Source organism: Arthrobacter sp. AIWTK1, assembly GCF_056680535.1.
In genome coordinates this window covers 4,149,174-4,164,273 of sequence record NZ_CM155287.1, presented here as the reverse complement: position 1 = coordinate 4,164,273, position 15,100 = coordinate 4,149,174, and the positions used below count along the sequence as shown (strand labels likewise).

Genomic DNA, 15,100 nt, shown 5'->3' with positions numbered 1-15,100 from the left:
AACGTGACGACCGAAACCCAAGTGGAGCTCACCCGGGGCGTCTACGTCGACGGCGGGTGGGCGCCGTCGTCGGGAGACCGGACCCGGACCATCAGCTGCCCGGCCGACGGAACCGCCGTCGCCGTGGTCACCGAGGGCACCGCGGCTGACGCCGAAGCGGCGGTGGCCAGCGCCCGCAAGGCGTTCGACGACGGCGCGTGGCCCCGTACGCCGGAACGCGAGCGGGGGAGGGTCCTGCAGCGGGTCGCTGAGCTGCTGGAACGCGACAAGGCCGAGTACGCCAGGGCCGAAGCGCTGGACACCGGGAAGAGGTACGTCGAGGCCGAATACGACATCGACGATGTCACCGCCTGCTTCCGCTACTACGCCGGCATCGCGGGCACGGACGCGGGCCGGGTGATCGACACCGGCAACCCTGATGCGATCAGCAGGGTAGTGCACATGCCGGTGGGCGTCTGCGGGCTGATAACACCGTGGAACTACCCCCTGCTGCAGGTGTCCTGGAAAGTGGCGCCGGCGCTTCTGGCGGGCAACACCTTTGTGCTCAAGCCCAGCGAGCTGACGCCGTCCACGGCCGTGCTGCTCATGGAGACGCTCCGTGAGGCGGGGGTGCCCGCAGGCGTCGCCAACCTGGTCACCGGCACCGGCCCGGAGGTCGGCGCCATCCTCAGCACCGATCCCCGGGTGGACCTCGTGTCCTTCACCGGCGGCCTGGCCACCGGCAAGCGCATCATGGCGGCGGCGGCCGACACGGTAAAACGGGTGGCCCTGGAGCTCGGAGGGAAGAACCCTAACATTGTGTTCGCCGACGCCGACCGGGAGGCCGCCGTCGACTTCGCCCTGACCGCTGTCTTCCTGCACTCCGGGCAGGTCTGCTCCGCGGGCGCGCGGCTGATCGTCGAGGAGTCCATCCACGAGGAATTCGTGGCGGAGGTGGCCCGCCGGGCCCGCAAGATCCGCCTGGGCGGTCCGTTCGACGAACTGGCCGAGACCGGTCCGCTGATCTCGTTCGCCCACCGGGACAAGGTGCACGCCTATGTCCAGGCCGGCGTCGCCGAAGGCGCCAGGCTGGTGTGCGGCGGGACCATTCCCGGCCAGCCGGAGCTGGCCGGGGGAAGCTATTACCCGCCCACCATCCTGGACGGCTGCAACAGCAGCATGCGCGTGGTGCAGGAGGAATCCTTCGGGCCCGTGCTCACCGTGGAAACCTTCCGGACCGAGGCCGAGGCTATCCGGCTGGCCAACGACACCGTCTACGGCCTGGCCGGCGCGGTGTGGACCGGTGACGGGTCCCGTGCCCAGCGCGTGGCACAGGAGTTGCGGCACGGCACGGTGTGGATCAACGACTACCATCCCTATGTGCCGCAGGCCGAATGGGGCGGCTTCGGGCAGTCCGGCAACGGACGGGAACTCGGGGTGCTCGGCCTGGCTGAGTACCGGGAAACCAAGCACGTCTGGCAGAACACCCGGCCGGGTCCCAGCCGCTGGTTCGGCCACCTCTAACCACGCACCACCTATGGGGAAACCGGTTTGGCGCAGTTTGTCCGCGCCGGCCGTCGATTACGCCTGCGCCTTCAGGCAGCGGGCCGGCAGCATCGTGCTATTCGACTTAGGAGCTCAGATGTCAGAACCCACCACGTTAGAACCCTCCAAAAGCGTTGACTCAAGCGGCATGGACGAATTCGGCTACGCCCAGACCCTGGACCGCAGCATCGGCAAGTTCGCCAGCTTCGCCGCCGGAGTCAGCTACATCTCCATCCTCACCGGCGTTTTCCAACTGTTCTACTTCGGTTTCTCCATGGCCGGCCCCGCCTACGCCTGGTCCTGGCCCCTCGTCTTCGCCGGCCAGCTGATGGTGGCGTTGTGCTTCGCCGAACTGGCGGGCCGCTACCCGGTGGCCGGCTCGGTCTACAACTGGGCCAAGCGGCTGTCCTCCGGAACTTGGGCCTGGCTGGCCGGCTGGCTGCTCCTGCTCTCTTCCATCATGGCGCTCGGTGCGGTGGCCCTGGCGTTGCAGCTCACGCTGCCGCAAATCTGGTCCGGCTTCCAGTTCGTCGGGGACGGGACAGGGCCCTATGACTTTGCCGTCAACGGCGTGATCCTGGCCAGCGTCATGATCGGCATCTCCACCCTCATCAACGCCTTCGGCGTCAAGCTGATGACCCGGATCAACAGCATCGGCGTGTTCGTGGAACTGGCCGCGGCCGTGCTGCTCATCCTGGCCCTCGGCTGGCATGTGGTGCGCGGTCCCGAAGTCCTCTTCGAGACTGCCGGTTATGGCGACGAGCACCCCCTGGGATTCTTCGGGGTGTTCCTCATCGGCGCCATGGCCTCCGGCTACGTCATGTACGGCTTCGACACTGCGAGTTCCCTGGGCGAGGAGACCAAGGATCCGAAGCGCACGGCCCCCAAGGCGATCCTGCGCGCCGTCACCGCGTCCTTCGTGCTCGGCGGCCTGATCCTCCTCGGCGGGCTGCTGGCTGCGCCGGACCTGAGCGACCCGAAGGTGGGCGCTGCGGACGGTGGACTGCAGTACGTGGTCCTGTCCGTGCTGGGCGGCCCGTTCGGCAAGGCATTCCTGGTCTGCATCGTGGTGGCCGTCGTGGTGTGCACCCTGGCCGTCCACGCCGCCGCCATCCGGATGATGTTCGCCATGGCGCGGGACAACAACCTGCCCTTTAGCCGCCAGCTGGGCAAAGTGGACCCGGTCCGCAAGACCCCCACGGTGGCCGCCATCGTCATCGGCATCCTGGCCGTCGTCCCGCTGATCGTCAACATCACGCAACCGGCAATCTTCACCATCATGTCCAGCATCAGCATCGTCCTGATCTACCTGTCCTACCTGCTGGTCACCGTGCCGATGCTGCGGCAGCGGCTGCTGAAGAAATGGCCGCTTACGGACGCGGGAGGTACTAACAGCATTTCGGAACCCGGCTTCAGCCTGGGCAAATGGGGGATGCCTGTTAATATCCTCGCCGTATTGTGGGGCGGCGCCATGACGCTCAACCTGATCTGGCCGCGCCCGGAGATCTACAATTCCGTGCCGCCGTTCGAGTGGTACCTCCAGTGGGGCGGCGTCATCTTCGTCGGCGCAGTCGCGATTGGCGGGGCGTTGCTCTACCGTCTGAGGATCAGGCACCGCACGGGCGTCCTGGCGGAGCACGCTGCAGTGCCCGCCGCAGCCCAGGCAGCACCTCAGGCCGCCGTCCCGGCTCCGGCCCCGGATCGGGTCCGGGTTTCGGCCCCCGGCCAGGGCGCCGATCAGGGCCTTGGGCCGCTGGAAGAAGATTTGGAACCGCAACGAGTCAGCTAGATTGGCAATGGGTGCCGTTGCCAGCGAGCCCCCCGGGCTCACGAAAGGAACACAAGAATCATGGTTCACAAAGTAAAAGCCGTCGTCGTTAAGGAAAAGAATGCTCCGGTCTCGGTGGAGACCATCCTGGTACCGGATCCGGGACCGGGCGAGGCATTGGTGGATATCCTCACCTGCGGCGTCTGCCACACGGACCTGCACTACAAGCAGGGCGGAATCACGGACGATTTCCCCATCCTGCTGGGCCATGAGGCCACCGGCGTGGTCAGCGCCGTCGGGCCGGACGTGACCCAGGTGGCCCCCGGCGACCGCGTGATCCTGAACTGGCGGGCTGTGTGCGGCGAATGCCGCGCCTGCGCCAAGGGCCAGCCGCAGTACTGCTTCAACACGCATAACGCGACGCAGAAGATGACCCTCGAAGACGGCACGGAACTCTCGCCCGCGCTGGGCATCGGCGCGTTCGCGGAGAAGACGCTCGTCGCCGCCGGGCAGTGCACCAAAGTCGACGACGACGCCGATCCGGCCGCCGTCGGGCTCCTCGGCTGCGGCGTAATGGCAGGTATTGGCGCCGCCATCAACACTGGTGAGGTCAAGCGCGGCGAATCCGTCGCCGTGATCGGCTGCGGCGGCGTGGGCATCGCCGCCATTGCGGGCGCAAAGCTCGCCGGCGCCACCACGATCATCGCGGTGGACATCGACGCCAACAAGGTGGAAATGGCCAAGTCCCTCGGCGCCACCCACGGCGTGGATTCCAGCAAGGAAGATCCCATCGAGGCCATCCGGGCACTGACGGGCGGCAACGGTGCCGACGTCGTGATTGAAGCGGTGGGCCGCCCCGAAACGTACAAGCAGGCGTTCTACGCACGCGACCTAGCCGGCCGCGTGGTGCTGGTGGGCGTCCCGACGCCGGACATGAAGCTCGAGCTGCCATTGCTGGATGTTTTTGGCCGCGGCGGATCCCTGAAGTCGTCCTGGTACGGCGACTGCCTGCCCTCCCGCGACTTCCCGATGCTGGTGCAGCAGTACAAGCTGGGCAACCTGGACCTCGACGCCTTTGTTAGCGAACGCATCACCATCGACCAGGTGGACGAGGCTTTCGACAAGATGCATGAAGGCAAAGTGCTTCGTTCCGTGGTGGAAATCCGCCCGGCCGCTGAAACCGCAGGCGCGACCGCCACGGAAGCGGCAGCTGTATGAGCGTCACCATCGAGAACCTGGTCACCTCAGGGACGTTTTCGCTCGACGGCGGCACCTGGGATGTGGACAACAACGTCTGGATCGTGGGGAACGAGGACGAATGCGTGATCATCGACTCCCCGCATGACGCGGAAGCGATCATCCGCCAGGTCCGCGGCCGGAAGGTCCTGGCCATCCTGCTCACGCACGCCCACAACGACCACATCGGCGCGGCGCGTGCCGTGGCCGAGGCCGTGGACGCGCCGATCTACCTGCACCCTGACGACATGGTGCTCTGGGAGCAGGTCTATCCGGACGTTAAGCCGGACCGCTTCCTCGCGGACGGAGACGTGTTCCAGGTGGGCGGAGCCACCCTGCGTGCCCTCCACACCCCGGGCCACTCGCCGGGGTCCACGTGCTTCCAGCTCGAGGAGGAGGGGACGGTGTTCACCGGAGACACGCTGTTCAACGGCGGTCCGGGCGCCACGGGCAGGTCCTACAGTGACTACCCCACCATCCTCGCCTCCATCCGCGACCGGCTGCTGACGCTGCCTGCCGCTACGGTGGTCCGCACCGGCCACGGCGACAACACCACCATCGGGGCCGAACGCGAGACGCTGGCCGAGGTAGATCAGTGAAAACTCCCAGGTTCGGCAGGCAGCCGGCCCCGGTTGCGGATATCAACGAGGACGAGCTCGAAGTCCACCCGCCGAAGCGGGAAGCGGCCGGCGTCAAAGCGGTGATGGTGGCGCTGGAGCGCGCCGTGGCGCAGGCCGGGGTGTCCCGGACGGCCCATTCGCTGCTCCGGCTGAACCAGCGCGGCGGCTTCGACTGCCCCGGGTGCGCCTGGCCGGAATCGGACAAGAAGCGCAAGACGGCGGAGTTCTGCGAGAACGGCGCCAAAGCCGTGGCGGAGGAGAGCACCCTCAGGACGGTCGGCGCCGAGTTCTGGGCCCGTCATTCCATCGCGGAGCTGAGGGGTAAGACCGAGTACTGGCTGGGAAACCAGGGCAGGCTCAGGGAACCGATGGTGATCCGCGAAGGGGAGACCCACTACTCGCCGATCTCCTGGGCGGACGCGTTCGAGCTGATCGGCGAACACATCCGGGCCAGCACGCCGGACCGCTGCGTTTTCTACACCTCGGGGCGTACCGCCAACGAGACGGCGTTCATGTACCAGCTGTTCGCGCGGGCCCTGGGCACCAACAACCTGCCGGACTGCTCGAACATGTGCCACGAATCCTCCGGGTCAGCGCTGAACCCGACCATCGGCATCGGCAAGGGCACCGTCTCGCTGGATGACATCCACGACTCGGAGCTCATCTTCGTCGTCGGGCAGAATCCCGGGACCAACCATCCCCGGATGCTGTCTGCCCTGAAGGAGTGCAAGGACAAGGGCGGCAAGGTGGTGGCGGTGAACCCGCTGCCGGAGGCCGGCCTGTTCAACTTCAAGGACCCGCAGACCGTCTCCGGGGTGGTGGGGCACGGCACCCCGCTGGCCGACGAATACCTGCAGATCAAGGTGGGCGGGGACCTGGCACTGTTCCAGGCCCTGGGTCACCTGCTCCTGGCGGAGGAAGAGCGGAACCCGGGTACCGTCGTCGACCGTTCCTTCATTGACGCGCAGACGGACGGCTTCGACGCCTACCGGGACGCCCGCCGGGAACTGGACTGGGACGAGACCGAGAAGGCCACCGGCCTGGTCCGGACGCAGATCGAGGACGTGGCCGGGATGCTGATCCGGTCCAAGGCCACCATCTTCTGCTGGGCACTCGGCGTCACGCAGCAGCCGCACTCGGTGGACACCATCAAGGAAATGGTCAACGTCCTGCTCCTGCAGGGCAACTTCGGCAAGCCCGGCGCCGGGGCCTGCCCGGTCCGCGGACACTCCAACGTCCAGGGCGACCGGACCATGGGCATCTGGGAGAAGCCGAAGGAATGGCTCCTCGAAGCACTGGATAAGGAGTTCAAAATCCAGTCACCGCGCGGCCACGGTTACGACGCCGTGGAGGCGATGGAGGCCTTCGAACGCGACGACGTGGACGTTTTCGTGTCCATGGGCGGCAACTTCTCCCTGGCCTGCTCCGACACCGAGACCCTGGAGGCCGGGATGCAGCGCATCGGCCTGACGGTTCACGTGTCCACCAAGCCCAACCGGTCCCACGTGGTTCACGGCCGCACCTCGCTCATCCTGCCCACGCTGGGCCGGACGGACAAGGACGACAAGCACCCGGCCGGCGCCCAGTTCCTGTCCGTGGAGGACTCCATGTCCGTGGTCCACTCCACCCAGGGCAGGCTCCACCCGGTGTCAGAGCACCTGCTCGCTGAGCCGGTGATCATCGCCCGGATGGCCGACGCCACCTTCGGCGCGGACCACCCGGTGGACTGGAAGGCCATGGCCGCGGACTACGACGTGGTCCGGGACCACATCTCCCGCGTCATCCCGGGTTTCCAGGACTTCAACCAGCGCGTCCGGACCAAGAACGGCTTTGTGCTGCCTAACCCTCCGCGGGACACCCGGTCGTTCAAAACGGACATCGGGCGCGGACGCTTCACGGTCAGCCCGCTGGAGTACCTGACCCCGCCGGAGGGCCACCTGGTGCTCCAGACCATCCGCAGCCACGACCAGTACAACACCACGTTCTACGGCGTGGATGACCGGTACCGCGGCATTTCGGACGGCCGCCGGGTGATCCTGGTGCATCCGGAGGACCTGGCCGAACTCGGCTTCCAGGACCGGGACCTGGTGGACGTGGTGAGCACATTCCGCGGGAACGACCGGCAGGCAGACAAGTTCCGGCTGGTGGCCTACCCGACGGCCAAGGGCTGCGCCGCGGCGTACTTCCCGGAGGCCAACGCCCTGGTGCACAAGGAGAACGTGGCCCGGGAATCCAACACCCCCGGGTTCAAGGCCATGTTCGTCCGGTTTGTGCCGCACCCAGCGGAAGCAGCAGCGGACGCCCCGGCTGAACGCAGCGAGGCAGCTGCGCCGCACCATGAAGGTGTGGCAGCCCAGCCTGCGGCTGCCGGCTAGGACGGCTGCCGGCTAGGACAGGGCCCGGCCAAGACCGCTAGCTGTTTCCGAGCACTGCCCACCCGTAGCCGGGCAGGCCCACGGCGTCCCGATCCGGATGCCGGTGGGCCCGCCCGGCCACTAGCGTGCCCGACCCTGCCGGCACTGGCAGGTCCGCAGGCGTGCCGGAAAGGTTCAGCGCGACCGTCAGCGCGCCGCCCTCGGCTCCACCGCCGCCCGTCAGCGCGCCGCCCTCGGCTCCACCGCCGCCCGTCAGCGCGCCGGCGTCCCCTGCGCCGCTGGCGGCCCGGACCTGGTAGACCAGGTGCTCGTTGCTGAGCGTCAGGACCGTGGTGCGGGCACGGTGCAGCCAGGCGTGGCGCCGTCGGAGGCTGATCAGTTCCTGATGCAGGTGATAGACCGGCCAGCCGGTGCCCGCCAGGTCTGCGGGTCCGGCCGGAAACGCCGGACGGACCGCGTCATCTCCGCCGGCGCGGTCCTCCTTGATGCCGCGGAAGGCCTGCTCATCTCCGTAGTAGATGCAGGGTGTCCCGCCCACGGTCATCAGGACGGTGAGCGCCAGCGCCAGCTGGTCCGGGTTCGCCAGCTTGCTGGCCAGGCGGGTGACGTCGTGGTTGCCCACGAACGTGAGCGGCACGAAGGTGTCGAGGAACCCGTTGTGCCGCTCGAGCGCGGATGCGAGCTCGTAGAAGTTGGCGTCGTTGAGTGAACTCCAGACGGCCTTCCACAGTTCGTACTGCGTGACCGAGTCCAGGCTGCTCCGCTCCACTTCGCCGGCGAAGTCGCCGTGGATGTACTCGCCCACGAAGTAGGAGTCCGGATAGTCGCGGCGCACCTCTGCCAGTACCGGTGCCCAGAACGACGGCGGCACAGTGTACGCCGCGTCCAGCCGCCAGCCGTCCGCTCCCCGGGCCAGCCAGTGCTTCATCACGTCCGTGACCAGGGCGGCGACTCCCGGTTCGTCGTGGTTGAGCGCCACCAGATGATGGTGGCCCTCGAAATCCTCGTAGCCAGGCTCGGTCCCCGGCGTCCATCCGGAGTCCGGCCACTGAAGGCGGAACCATGATGCGGACGGGGCTTCCGGGCCGTCGCTGAGCACAGCCTGGAACGCCCCGAAGCTGCGCCCCACGTGGTTGAAGACGCCGTCGAGCAGGACCTTCAGTCCGCGGGCGTGGCACTGGGCGATGAGCTCGTCAAAGTCCGCGTCGTCGCCTAGCCGGGGGTCGATGCGGAAGTAGTCCGTGGTGTCGTAACCGTGGGTCTCCGAGGCGAAGACAGGCCCCAGCGCGAGACCTGACGCTCCGAGTTCCACCACGTAGTCCAGCCAGGGAACCAGCTGGCCCAGCCGGTGCACCACCGGCCGCCCCTGCTCTTTGGACGCTAGCTCCGCGGCAGTCTGCTCGGCCCCGACGAAGCCGATGGGGTAGACCTGCCACCAGATAGCGTGTTGGACCCAGTCCGGCTCCGTCATGATGATCCACCTTTCCTCAGCTTCCCAACATACTCGGTCAGCTCCCTGGCCGGACCTTGAGCAAATCCTTGCACTTCTTTGACCTGACGCTGAGCTACGTTCGCCACACTCGAAGGGAACGGTCAAGTACGAGTCAGTTTGCGCACCGGGGATGGTGAAGGTCCGCATGCAAAGAATTCAAAGCGGGGAAAAACTGCTGGGTGAAGCCCTGGCGCGGGCCGCCGTCGGACTGGTGCGGGAAGCCCCCAGGTACAAGAGGCGGGCCATCCACTACGCGAAGCACGCCTGGAAGGTCTATTACCTTTCCCGGGCCCTGGCCAAAGCGCTCGAGGACTCACGGGAGGCTTCCAGCTGGCCCGGCGACCGGCTCCAGGTGGGCACCCTGATGTCCCGCCGGGTGGAGCTGATCACCCGGCGCCTGCAGCGCGAAACGGACGCCTACGCGGCGGGCTAAGCACCTTTTCCGCAAGCCGTCCTGACCCGATTTAAACCGAGAACGACGGCGACACTCCGAACGTGTCGGTGTGTCGCCGTCGTTCCGGCGTAAAAGAGGGTCAGGACGGCCGCCGGCCGCCGGCCGTCAGCCCCGCAGCCGCTCCATGCCGGGGTCGAACAGTGGCTCGGCCGAGACGGTGGCCGCGATGCGCCGCCCGAAGTACTCGACCTCCACGGCGTCGCCCTCGGACACCGACGCAGGCAGCCAGGCGTACGCAAGGGGTTTGCGGACCGAGTAGCCGTAGGCGGCGCTGGTGACGTACCCGGCAGCTTCGCCGTTGACGTACACCGGCTCCTTGCCCAGGACCAGGGACGTGCCGTCGTCCACGGTCAGGCACCGCAGCACCTTGTCCGCGGTCTGTTCCTTCCGCGCGGCGAGGGCCTCACAACCCACGAAGCCGGTCTTGTCCTTGGCAATCGAGAAGCCCAGGCCTGCCTGGTACGGGTGGTGCTCCGAGGTCATGTCCGTGCCCCACAGCCGGTAGCCCTTTTCGAGCCGCATGCTGTTGAACGCGCCGCGCCCGGCCGCGACGATGCCGTGTTCCCGGCCGGCCTCGAACAGCAGGTCCCACAGCTTCAGCCCGTACTCGGCGGTGGTGTACAGCTCCCAGCCGAGCTCGCCGACGTAGGAGAGCCGCATGGCTGTGACGGGGATCCCGCCCACCGAGATTTCCTTGGTGCGGAAGTACTTCAGGCCCTCGTTGGAGAGGTCGTCCGTGCTGAGCTTGCCCATGACTTCGCGTGCCAGCGGCCCCCAGAGCCCGATGCAGCAGGTGCTGCCGGTGATGTCCGAGACGTGCACCCACCGGGCCGGATCCGCGGCGGACTGCTTCCGGGCCTCGACCCGGAGGTAGTCGAAGTCCACATTGCTGTTCACGCCAAGCTGGAACTGTTCCTCAGCGAGCCGGGCGACGGTCACGTCGCTGCGGATGCCGCCGTCGTGCTCCAGCAGCAGGCAGTACGTGACGGCGCCGGGCTTCTTGGCGATGTTGCCGGTGCTGAGCCGGTGCAGCAGAGCCTGGGCCCCAGGCCCCACAACGGACAGCCGCTTCAGCGGCGTCATGTCGAAAAGTCCGACGGCGGTGCGCGTCTTCCACGCTTCGGCCGCCGAGATGGGGGACGAGAACATGGCGGACCACTCGTCGCGCTCCGGCGCCTGCCATTCTGCGGGAAGCTCCTCGAGCAGGCCGCGGTTGGCCTCGAACCAGTGCGGGCGCTCCCAGCCGGCGGATTCCAGGAAGAACGCCCCCAGTTCCTTCTGCCGGACGTTGAACGGGCTGACGCGCAGGTCCCGCGGGGATTCCCTGGGTTGCAGCGGGTGCATCACGTCGTAGATCTCCACGAAGTTCTGCTGGGAGGTTTCGCTGACATAGGCGTCGGAGGTCTGGACCTTCTCGAAGCGGGTGAGCTCGCAGCCGTGAAGGTCGGTGCGGGAACGGCCCTCGACGAGCAGTTCCGCCATGGCCTTGGCCACGCCGGCCGAGTGCGTGACCCAGACGGCTTCGGCCACGAACAGGCCTTCGAGGTCGGGCGCCTCGCCCATGAGCGGGCCGCCGTCGGGGGTGAAGGAGAAGATGCCGTTGAAGCCGTCCTGGATCTCGGAGCTGCGAAGCGCCGGCAGCAGGTCCTGGCTGTCCTCCCAGGCCGGCAGGAAGTCTTCCAGGGTGAACTCCAGGCGCGACGGCATCCGGTGGTCCGACATTTCGTCTGCGGAGACTTTCGGCAAGGCGGACATGTCCACCGGCATGGGGCGGTGGGCGTAGCTGCCGATGCCGATGCGGTCGCCCCATTCGCGGTAGTACAGGTCCTTGTCCTGGTAGCGCAGGATGGGCTTGCTGGCGCCCTTGGGGAGCTCGTTGACGCCCTCGAGTTCGGGCAGCGGGGTGCTGACGGCGTACTGGTGGGCCAGCGGCAGCAACGGGACTTCCAGGCCCACCATCTTGCCGAGTTCACGGCCCCAGAAACCTGCGCATGACACCACGATGTCCGCCGGGATCACGCCGTCGGCCGTTTCGACGCCGGTGACCTTACCGCCGGCCTGTTCTATGCCGGTCACGGCGGTGGAGCCGAGGTAGGTCACGCCGCGCTCGCGGGAACGCTCGATCAGCAGCTGCACTGCACGGGCAGCCAGGGCCAGCCCGTCCGTGGGGATGAGCAGGCCGCCCAGGACCTCGCGGCCGCCGGTGAGCTTACCGGTGTTCAACAGCGGGTAGATCTTTTCGCATTCATCAGCGTCGACGATCCGGCTTTCGACTCCCCAGGAGGTCATCACCCCCATCTTGCGCTTGAGGTCGGCCAGGCGCTCGGGGGTGGTGGCCAGTTCCAAGCCGCCTACCTGGTTGAAGCAGGACTCCCCGTCCTTGCTCAGGGAGAGGAACTTGTTGACCGTGTAGGTGGCGAATTCGGTCATGGTCCGTGACGGGTTGTTCTGGAACACCAGGCCCGGCGCGTGCGACGTGGAGCCGCCGGCAAGTTCCAGCGGGCCCTGTTCCACCACCGTGATGTTGGTCCAGCCGCGGGTGGCGAGTTCGTCGGCAAGGTTGGTTCCGACAATGCCGGCGCCGATAATGACAACGCGTGGTGATGCGCTCATGGGTTGTTTCTCCTGTTTTTGCGTATGAGGCGTTGGCGTTAGCGGAAGACGACGGTGCGGGTGTTGTTGAGCAGGACCCGGTGCTGGCAGTGCCACTTAACTGCACGGGACAGCGCCTGGGATTCGGCGTCCCTGCCTACCGTGACCAGTGCGTTCGGGTCCAGGCTGTGGTCCACCCGGAACACTTCCTGCTCGATGATCGGGCCCTCGTCCAGGTCTGCGGTGACGTAGTGCGCGGTGGCTCCGATGAGCTTCACGCCGCGGTCATAGGCCTGGTGGTAAGGCTTGGCACCCTTGAACCCGGGCAGGAAAGAATGGTGGATGTTGATGGCACGGCCGCGGAGGCTGGCGCACAGCTCGTTGGACAGGACCTGCATGTAGCGTGCAAGGACCACCAGGTCCGCGTTGTACTCGGCCACCAGTTCCAGCAGGCGCGCTTCAGCTTCGGGCTTGGTAGCGGCCGTTACCGGGACGTGGATGAACTGCAGGCCGGCGGCTTCTGCCATGGGGCGAAGGTCCTCGTGGTTGGACACCACGACGGCGATCTCCGCACCCAGGCTGCCGGCGCGCCAGCGGAAGATGAGGTCGTTGAGGCAGTGGCCGAACTTTGAAACCATCACCAGCAGGCGCTGGGGGCGGCCATCGTGGATGGCGAATTCCATGTCGAACTCATCGGCGATGGCGGCGAACTCCGCGCTGAGGCCTTCCGCGGAAACTTCCTTGTCTCCCGGAGTGAAGGCCGTGCGCAGGTAGAGCTTGCCGCTGATGTGGTCATCGAACTGCTGGTGTTCAACAATGTCGAAGCCGCGATCAGCGAGGAATGCTGTGATGGCCCGGACGATTCCGGGGCGCTCCGGGCACGCAAGGGTAAGGACATACCGTACGGTGTCGGTGCCGCGGACGCCGGCAACGTCGCCGGCCTCCACCGTCGCGTTACCGGTGGGGCGGCCTTCGAGGACTGTGGTCATGGTCTACTCCTAATTCTTTGCAGGGGCTTGGGTGTCAGAGGGGGAAGCCGCGCAGCGGCCGTCGTCCGGACAGCGCTGATCACATTGATGCTTGGTAACGAGATCGAACTGCACGCCGCCGTGCTGGTCCACGCCGCTGCGAATGGCGCGCTCCACTACGGAGTCCGCCAGTCGGCGCCGGAGGGACAGCGGATCCCGGCGCAGGTCCTTGACCAGGGCGAAGCACAGCAGCAGCATGACCAGCACAAACGGCAGGGCCGCCACGATGGTGATCCGCTGCAGGCCGGAGAGCGCCTCCGAGGGTTCATCACCGCCGGCCAGCATCATGACGGCGGCTACTGCGCCGGTGAGCAGGCCCCAGAAGATGACCAGGCCGCGCTTCGGGTCGGAGGACCCGTTGGAGCTCAGGGATGCCATGATGATCGATGCGGAATCGGCTCCGGTGATGAAGAAGATGGCCACCAGGACCATGGCGAGAACCACCACTGCTGCGGTGAGCCAGGCAGGCATGGACATGTTCCGGACGAGGTCGAACAGGGCGCCGTCGAAGTCGATGGACGGTGACCCGCTGGCCATGGACACCAGTCCGGGGGTACCCGCCTTGTCCGCTTCCTCCTGGACGTGGAACGCAGTGCCGCCGAAGATACCGAACCAGATGACGCTGACGATGCTGGGGACCAGCAGGACGCCGGTGACGAACTGGCGGATGGTGCGGCCGCGGCTGATGCGGGCGATGAACATGCCCACAAACGGCGTCCACGACACCCACCAGGCCCAGTAGAAGATGGTCCAGCCGGACATCCAGGCCCGGAGCGCCTCGTCGCCCACGGCTTCGGTGCGGGAGGACATCTCGGCCAGGTCCCTGGCGTAGTCACCGACTGCTGCGGGAATGAGGTTGAGGATAAACAGTGTGGGCCCGGCGAGGAAAACGATGAGCGCCAGGATCACGGCCAGGACCATGTTGATGTTGGACAGCCACTGGATGCCGCGGCTGATGCCGGACACCGCCGAGGCCACGAAGCAGGCTGTCAGGACGGCAACGATGGCCACCAGGATGGGTGTTCCCACTTCCCCGATCCAGCCGTTCGACGTCAGGCCGCTGCCGATCTGGAGGGCGCCGAGGCCCAGGGAAGCGGCCGTACCGAAGAGCGTGGCGAAGATCGCCAGGATGTTGATGAACTTGCCCACCGGCCCTTCCACCGTCCTGATGCCGAACAGCGACGTGAACGCTGCCGAGATCAGCTGGCGGCGGCCCAGGCGGTAGGTGCCGTAGGCCATGGCGATGCCGACGACGGCGTACATTGCCCAGGGGTGCAGGGTCCAGTGGAAGATTGAGGTTGCCATGGCCGTCTGGATGGCTGCCGGCGTCCGTCCGTCCACCGTTCCCGGCGGCGGGGAGATGTAGTGGTACAGCGGCTCGGCCACACCGTAGAACATCAGGCCGATGCCCATGCCGGCCGCAAACATCATGGCAATCCATGACACGGTCCGGAACTCGGGCTTCTCGCCGTCCTTGCCGAGGGGAATGTTGCCCCACTTGCCCAGGGCCAGCCAGAGCACAAAAACAACGAACAGCGAGGCCAGGACCATAAAGAGCCAGCCGGTGTACTCCATTACCCAGTCGAGGGCGGCTGTTGACGTGGCGGCCAGGCTATCCCGGCCCATGAAGCCCCACGCCACGAAGGCCAGGGCCAGGACCCCGGTGATGCCGAAGGTGGCCTTGTCGAGGGTGAGTTTGCGGTTCCGCCGCTCTGCCACAGCCTGCTCGGCTTTGGTCTGGCGGAGTTCCTGCATGATCTGTTCGGTGTCCTCGGCATCGTGTGAATCGTGGGAGGAAGGAGAGTTCTCGGGTGCAGGGACGAGCTTGGGCTCCTCCAGCTCAACGGGGGGTTGGGCATCCGTGCGGATGTCGCTGTTCAAAGCCATGTCAAGTCCTTTGGTTTGAATTCATGGGCTGAAGCTGTACTCCGGCGTCCCCAAACCGGGCGGAAGATCGGGGCCTTCCTGGCATTCATTGTTCAAGGTCAGCTGTGCTTCCATCGCGGTGGTT

Annotated in this window: 10 protein-coding genes; 6 read left to right on the top strand and 4 right to left on the bottom strand. The window is 66.7% G+C overall.

Annotated elements, in window-relative coordinates:
• The first annotated feature begins 3 nt into the window (after window positions 1-3).
• The 5 genes from AC1MDG_RS19075 (at window position 4) to AC1MDG_RS19055 (ending at window position 7,523) form a co-directional block, all read left to right on the top strand.
• Window positions 4-1,503, top strand: coding sequence for an aldehyde dehydrogenase family protein (locus AC1MDG_RS19075; RefSeq protein WP_479806055.1), 1,500 nt, complete (start codon window positions 4-6; stop codon window positions 1,501-1,503).
• A gap of 118 nt (window positions 1,504-1,621) precedes the next feature.
• Window positions 1,622-3,313, top strand: coding sequence for an APC family permease (locus AC1MDG_RS19070; RefSeq protein ID WP_479806053.1), 1,692 nt, complete (start codon window positions 1,622-1,624; stop codon window positions 3,311-3,313).
• 60 nt (window positions 3,314-3,373) lie between these two features.
• Window positions 3,374-4,510, top strand: a complete 1,137-nt coding sequence (locus AC1MDG_RS19065; RefSeq protein ID WP_479806051.1) for an S-(hydroxymethyl)mycothiol dehydrogenase — start codon at window positions 3,374-3,376, stop codon at window positions 4,508-4,510.
• Complete coding sequence (locus AC1MDG_RS19060; RefSeq protein WP_479806050.1) at window positions 4,507-5,127, top strand: MBL fold metallo-hydrolase; 621 nt, start codon at window positions 4,507-4,509, stop codon at window positions 5,125-5,127. Before AC1MDG_RS19065 ends, AC1MDG_RS19060 begins: the two co-directional genes overlap by 4 nt.
• Window positions 5,124-7,523 (top strand): FdhF/YdeP family oxidoreductase, encoded by a 2,400-nt coding sequence (locus AC1MDG_RS19055; RefSeq protein ID WP_479806049.1) that lies wholly within the window; start codon window positions 5,124-5,126, stop codon window positions 7,521-7,523. Before AC1MDG_RS19060 ends, AC1MDG_RS19055 begins: the two co-directional genes overlap by 4 nt.
• 37 nt (window positions 7,524-7,560) lie before the next feature.
• On the opposite strand, the gene AC1MDG_RS19050 is transcribed toward AC1MDG_RS19055, so the two are convergent.
• Entirely contained in the window at window positions 7,561-8,994 is a 1,434-nt protein-coding gene (locus AC1MDG_RS19050) for an alpha-amylase family protein (protein ID WP_479806047.1), read from the bottom strand.
• 166 nt (window positions 8,995-9,160) lie between these two features.
• Here AC1MDG_RS19050 and AC1MDG_RS19045 point away from each other — a divergent pair, with 166 nt between their 5' ends.
• Entirely contained in the window at window positions 9,161-9,448 is a 288-nt protein-coding gene (locus AC1MDG_RS19045) for a hypothetical protein (protein WP_479806045.1), read from the top strand.
• 126 nt (window positions 9,449-9,574) lie between these two features.
• Here the strand turns inward: AC1MDG_RS19045 and AC1MDG_RS19040 are convergent, their stop codons facing one another.
• The 3 genes from AC1MDG_RS19040 to AC1MDG_RS19030 are packed head-to-tail and all read right to left on the bottom strand — an operon-like array spanning window position 9,575 to window position 14,976.
• A complete protein-coding gene (locus tag AC1MDG_RS19040) occupies window positions 9,575-12,082 on the bottom strand; it encodes a GcvT family protein (protein ID WP_479806044.1) in 2,508 nt (835 codons plus the stop codon).
• Window positions 12,083-12,120: 38 nt separating this feature from the next.
• Window positions 12,121-13,050 (bottom strand): formyltetrahydrofolate deformylase, encoded by a 930-nt coding sequence (purU, locus tag AC1MDG_RS19035; protein WP_479806043.1) that lies wholly within the window; start codon window positions 13,048-13,050, stop codon window positions 12,121-12,123.
• A gap of 9 nt (window positions 13,051-13,059) precedes the next feature.
• Window positions 13,060-14,976: a BCCT family transporter gene (locus tag AC1MDG_RS19030; RefSeq protein WP_479806041.1), complete on the bottom strand. Its 1,917-nt coding sequence runs from the start codon at window positions 14,974-14,976 to the stop codon at window positions 13,060-13,062.
• Between the last annotated feature and the right edge of the window lie 124 nt (window positions 14,977-15,100).

What these genes read in the sequence shown, in the direction of transcription:
- AC1MDG_RS19040 (WP_479806044.1), bottom strand. Translation starts at nt 12,082, where the DNA reads ATGAGCGCATCACCACGCGTTGTCATTATCGGCGCCGGCATTGTCGGA.
- purU (WP_479806043.1), bottom strand. Translation starts at nt 13,050, where the DNA reads ATGACCACAGTCCTCGAAGGCCGCCCCACCGGTAACGCGACGGTGGAG.
- AC1MDG_RS19065 (WP_479806051.1), top strand. Translation starts at nt 3,374, where the DNA reads ATGGTTCACAAAGTAAAAGCCGTCGTCGTTAAGGAAAAGAATGCTCCG.
- AC1MDG_RS19070 (WP_479806053.1), top strand. Translation starts at nt 1,622, where the DNA reads ATGTCAGAACCCACCACGTTAGAACCCTCCAAAAGCGTTGACTCAAGC.
- AC1MDG_RS19050 (WP_479806047.1), bottom strand. Translation starts at nt 8,994, where the DNA reads ATGACGGAGCCGGACTGGGTCCAACACGCTATCTGGTGGCAGGTCTAC.
- AC1MDG_RS19045 (WP_479806045.1), top strand. Translation starts at nt 9,161, where the DNA reads ATGCAAAGAATTCAAAGCGGGGAAAAACTGCTGGGTGAAGCCCTGGCG.
- AC1MDG_RS19060 (WP_479806050.1), top strand. Translation starts at nt 4,507, where the DNA reads ATGAGCGTCACCATCGAGAACCTGGTCACCTCAGGGACGTTTTCGCTC.
- AC1MDG_RS19030 (WP_479806041.1), bottom strand. Translation starts at nt 14,976, where the DNA reads ATGGCTTTGAACAGCGACATCCGCACGGATGCCCAACCCCCCGTTGAG.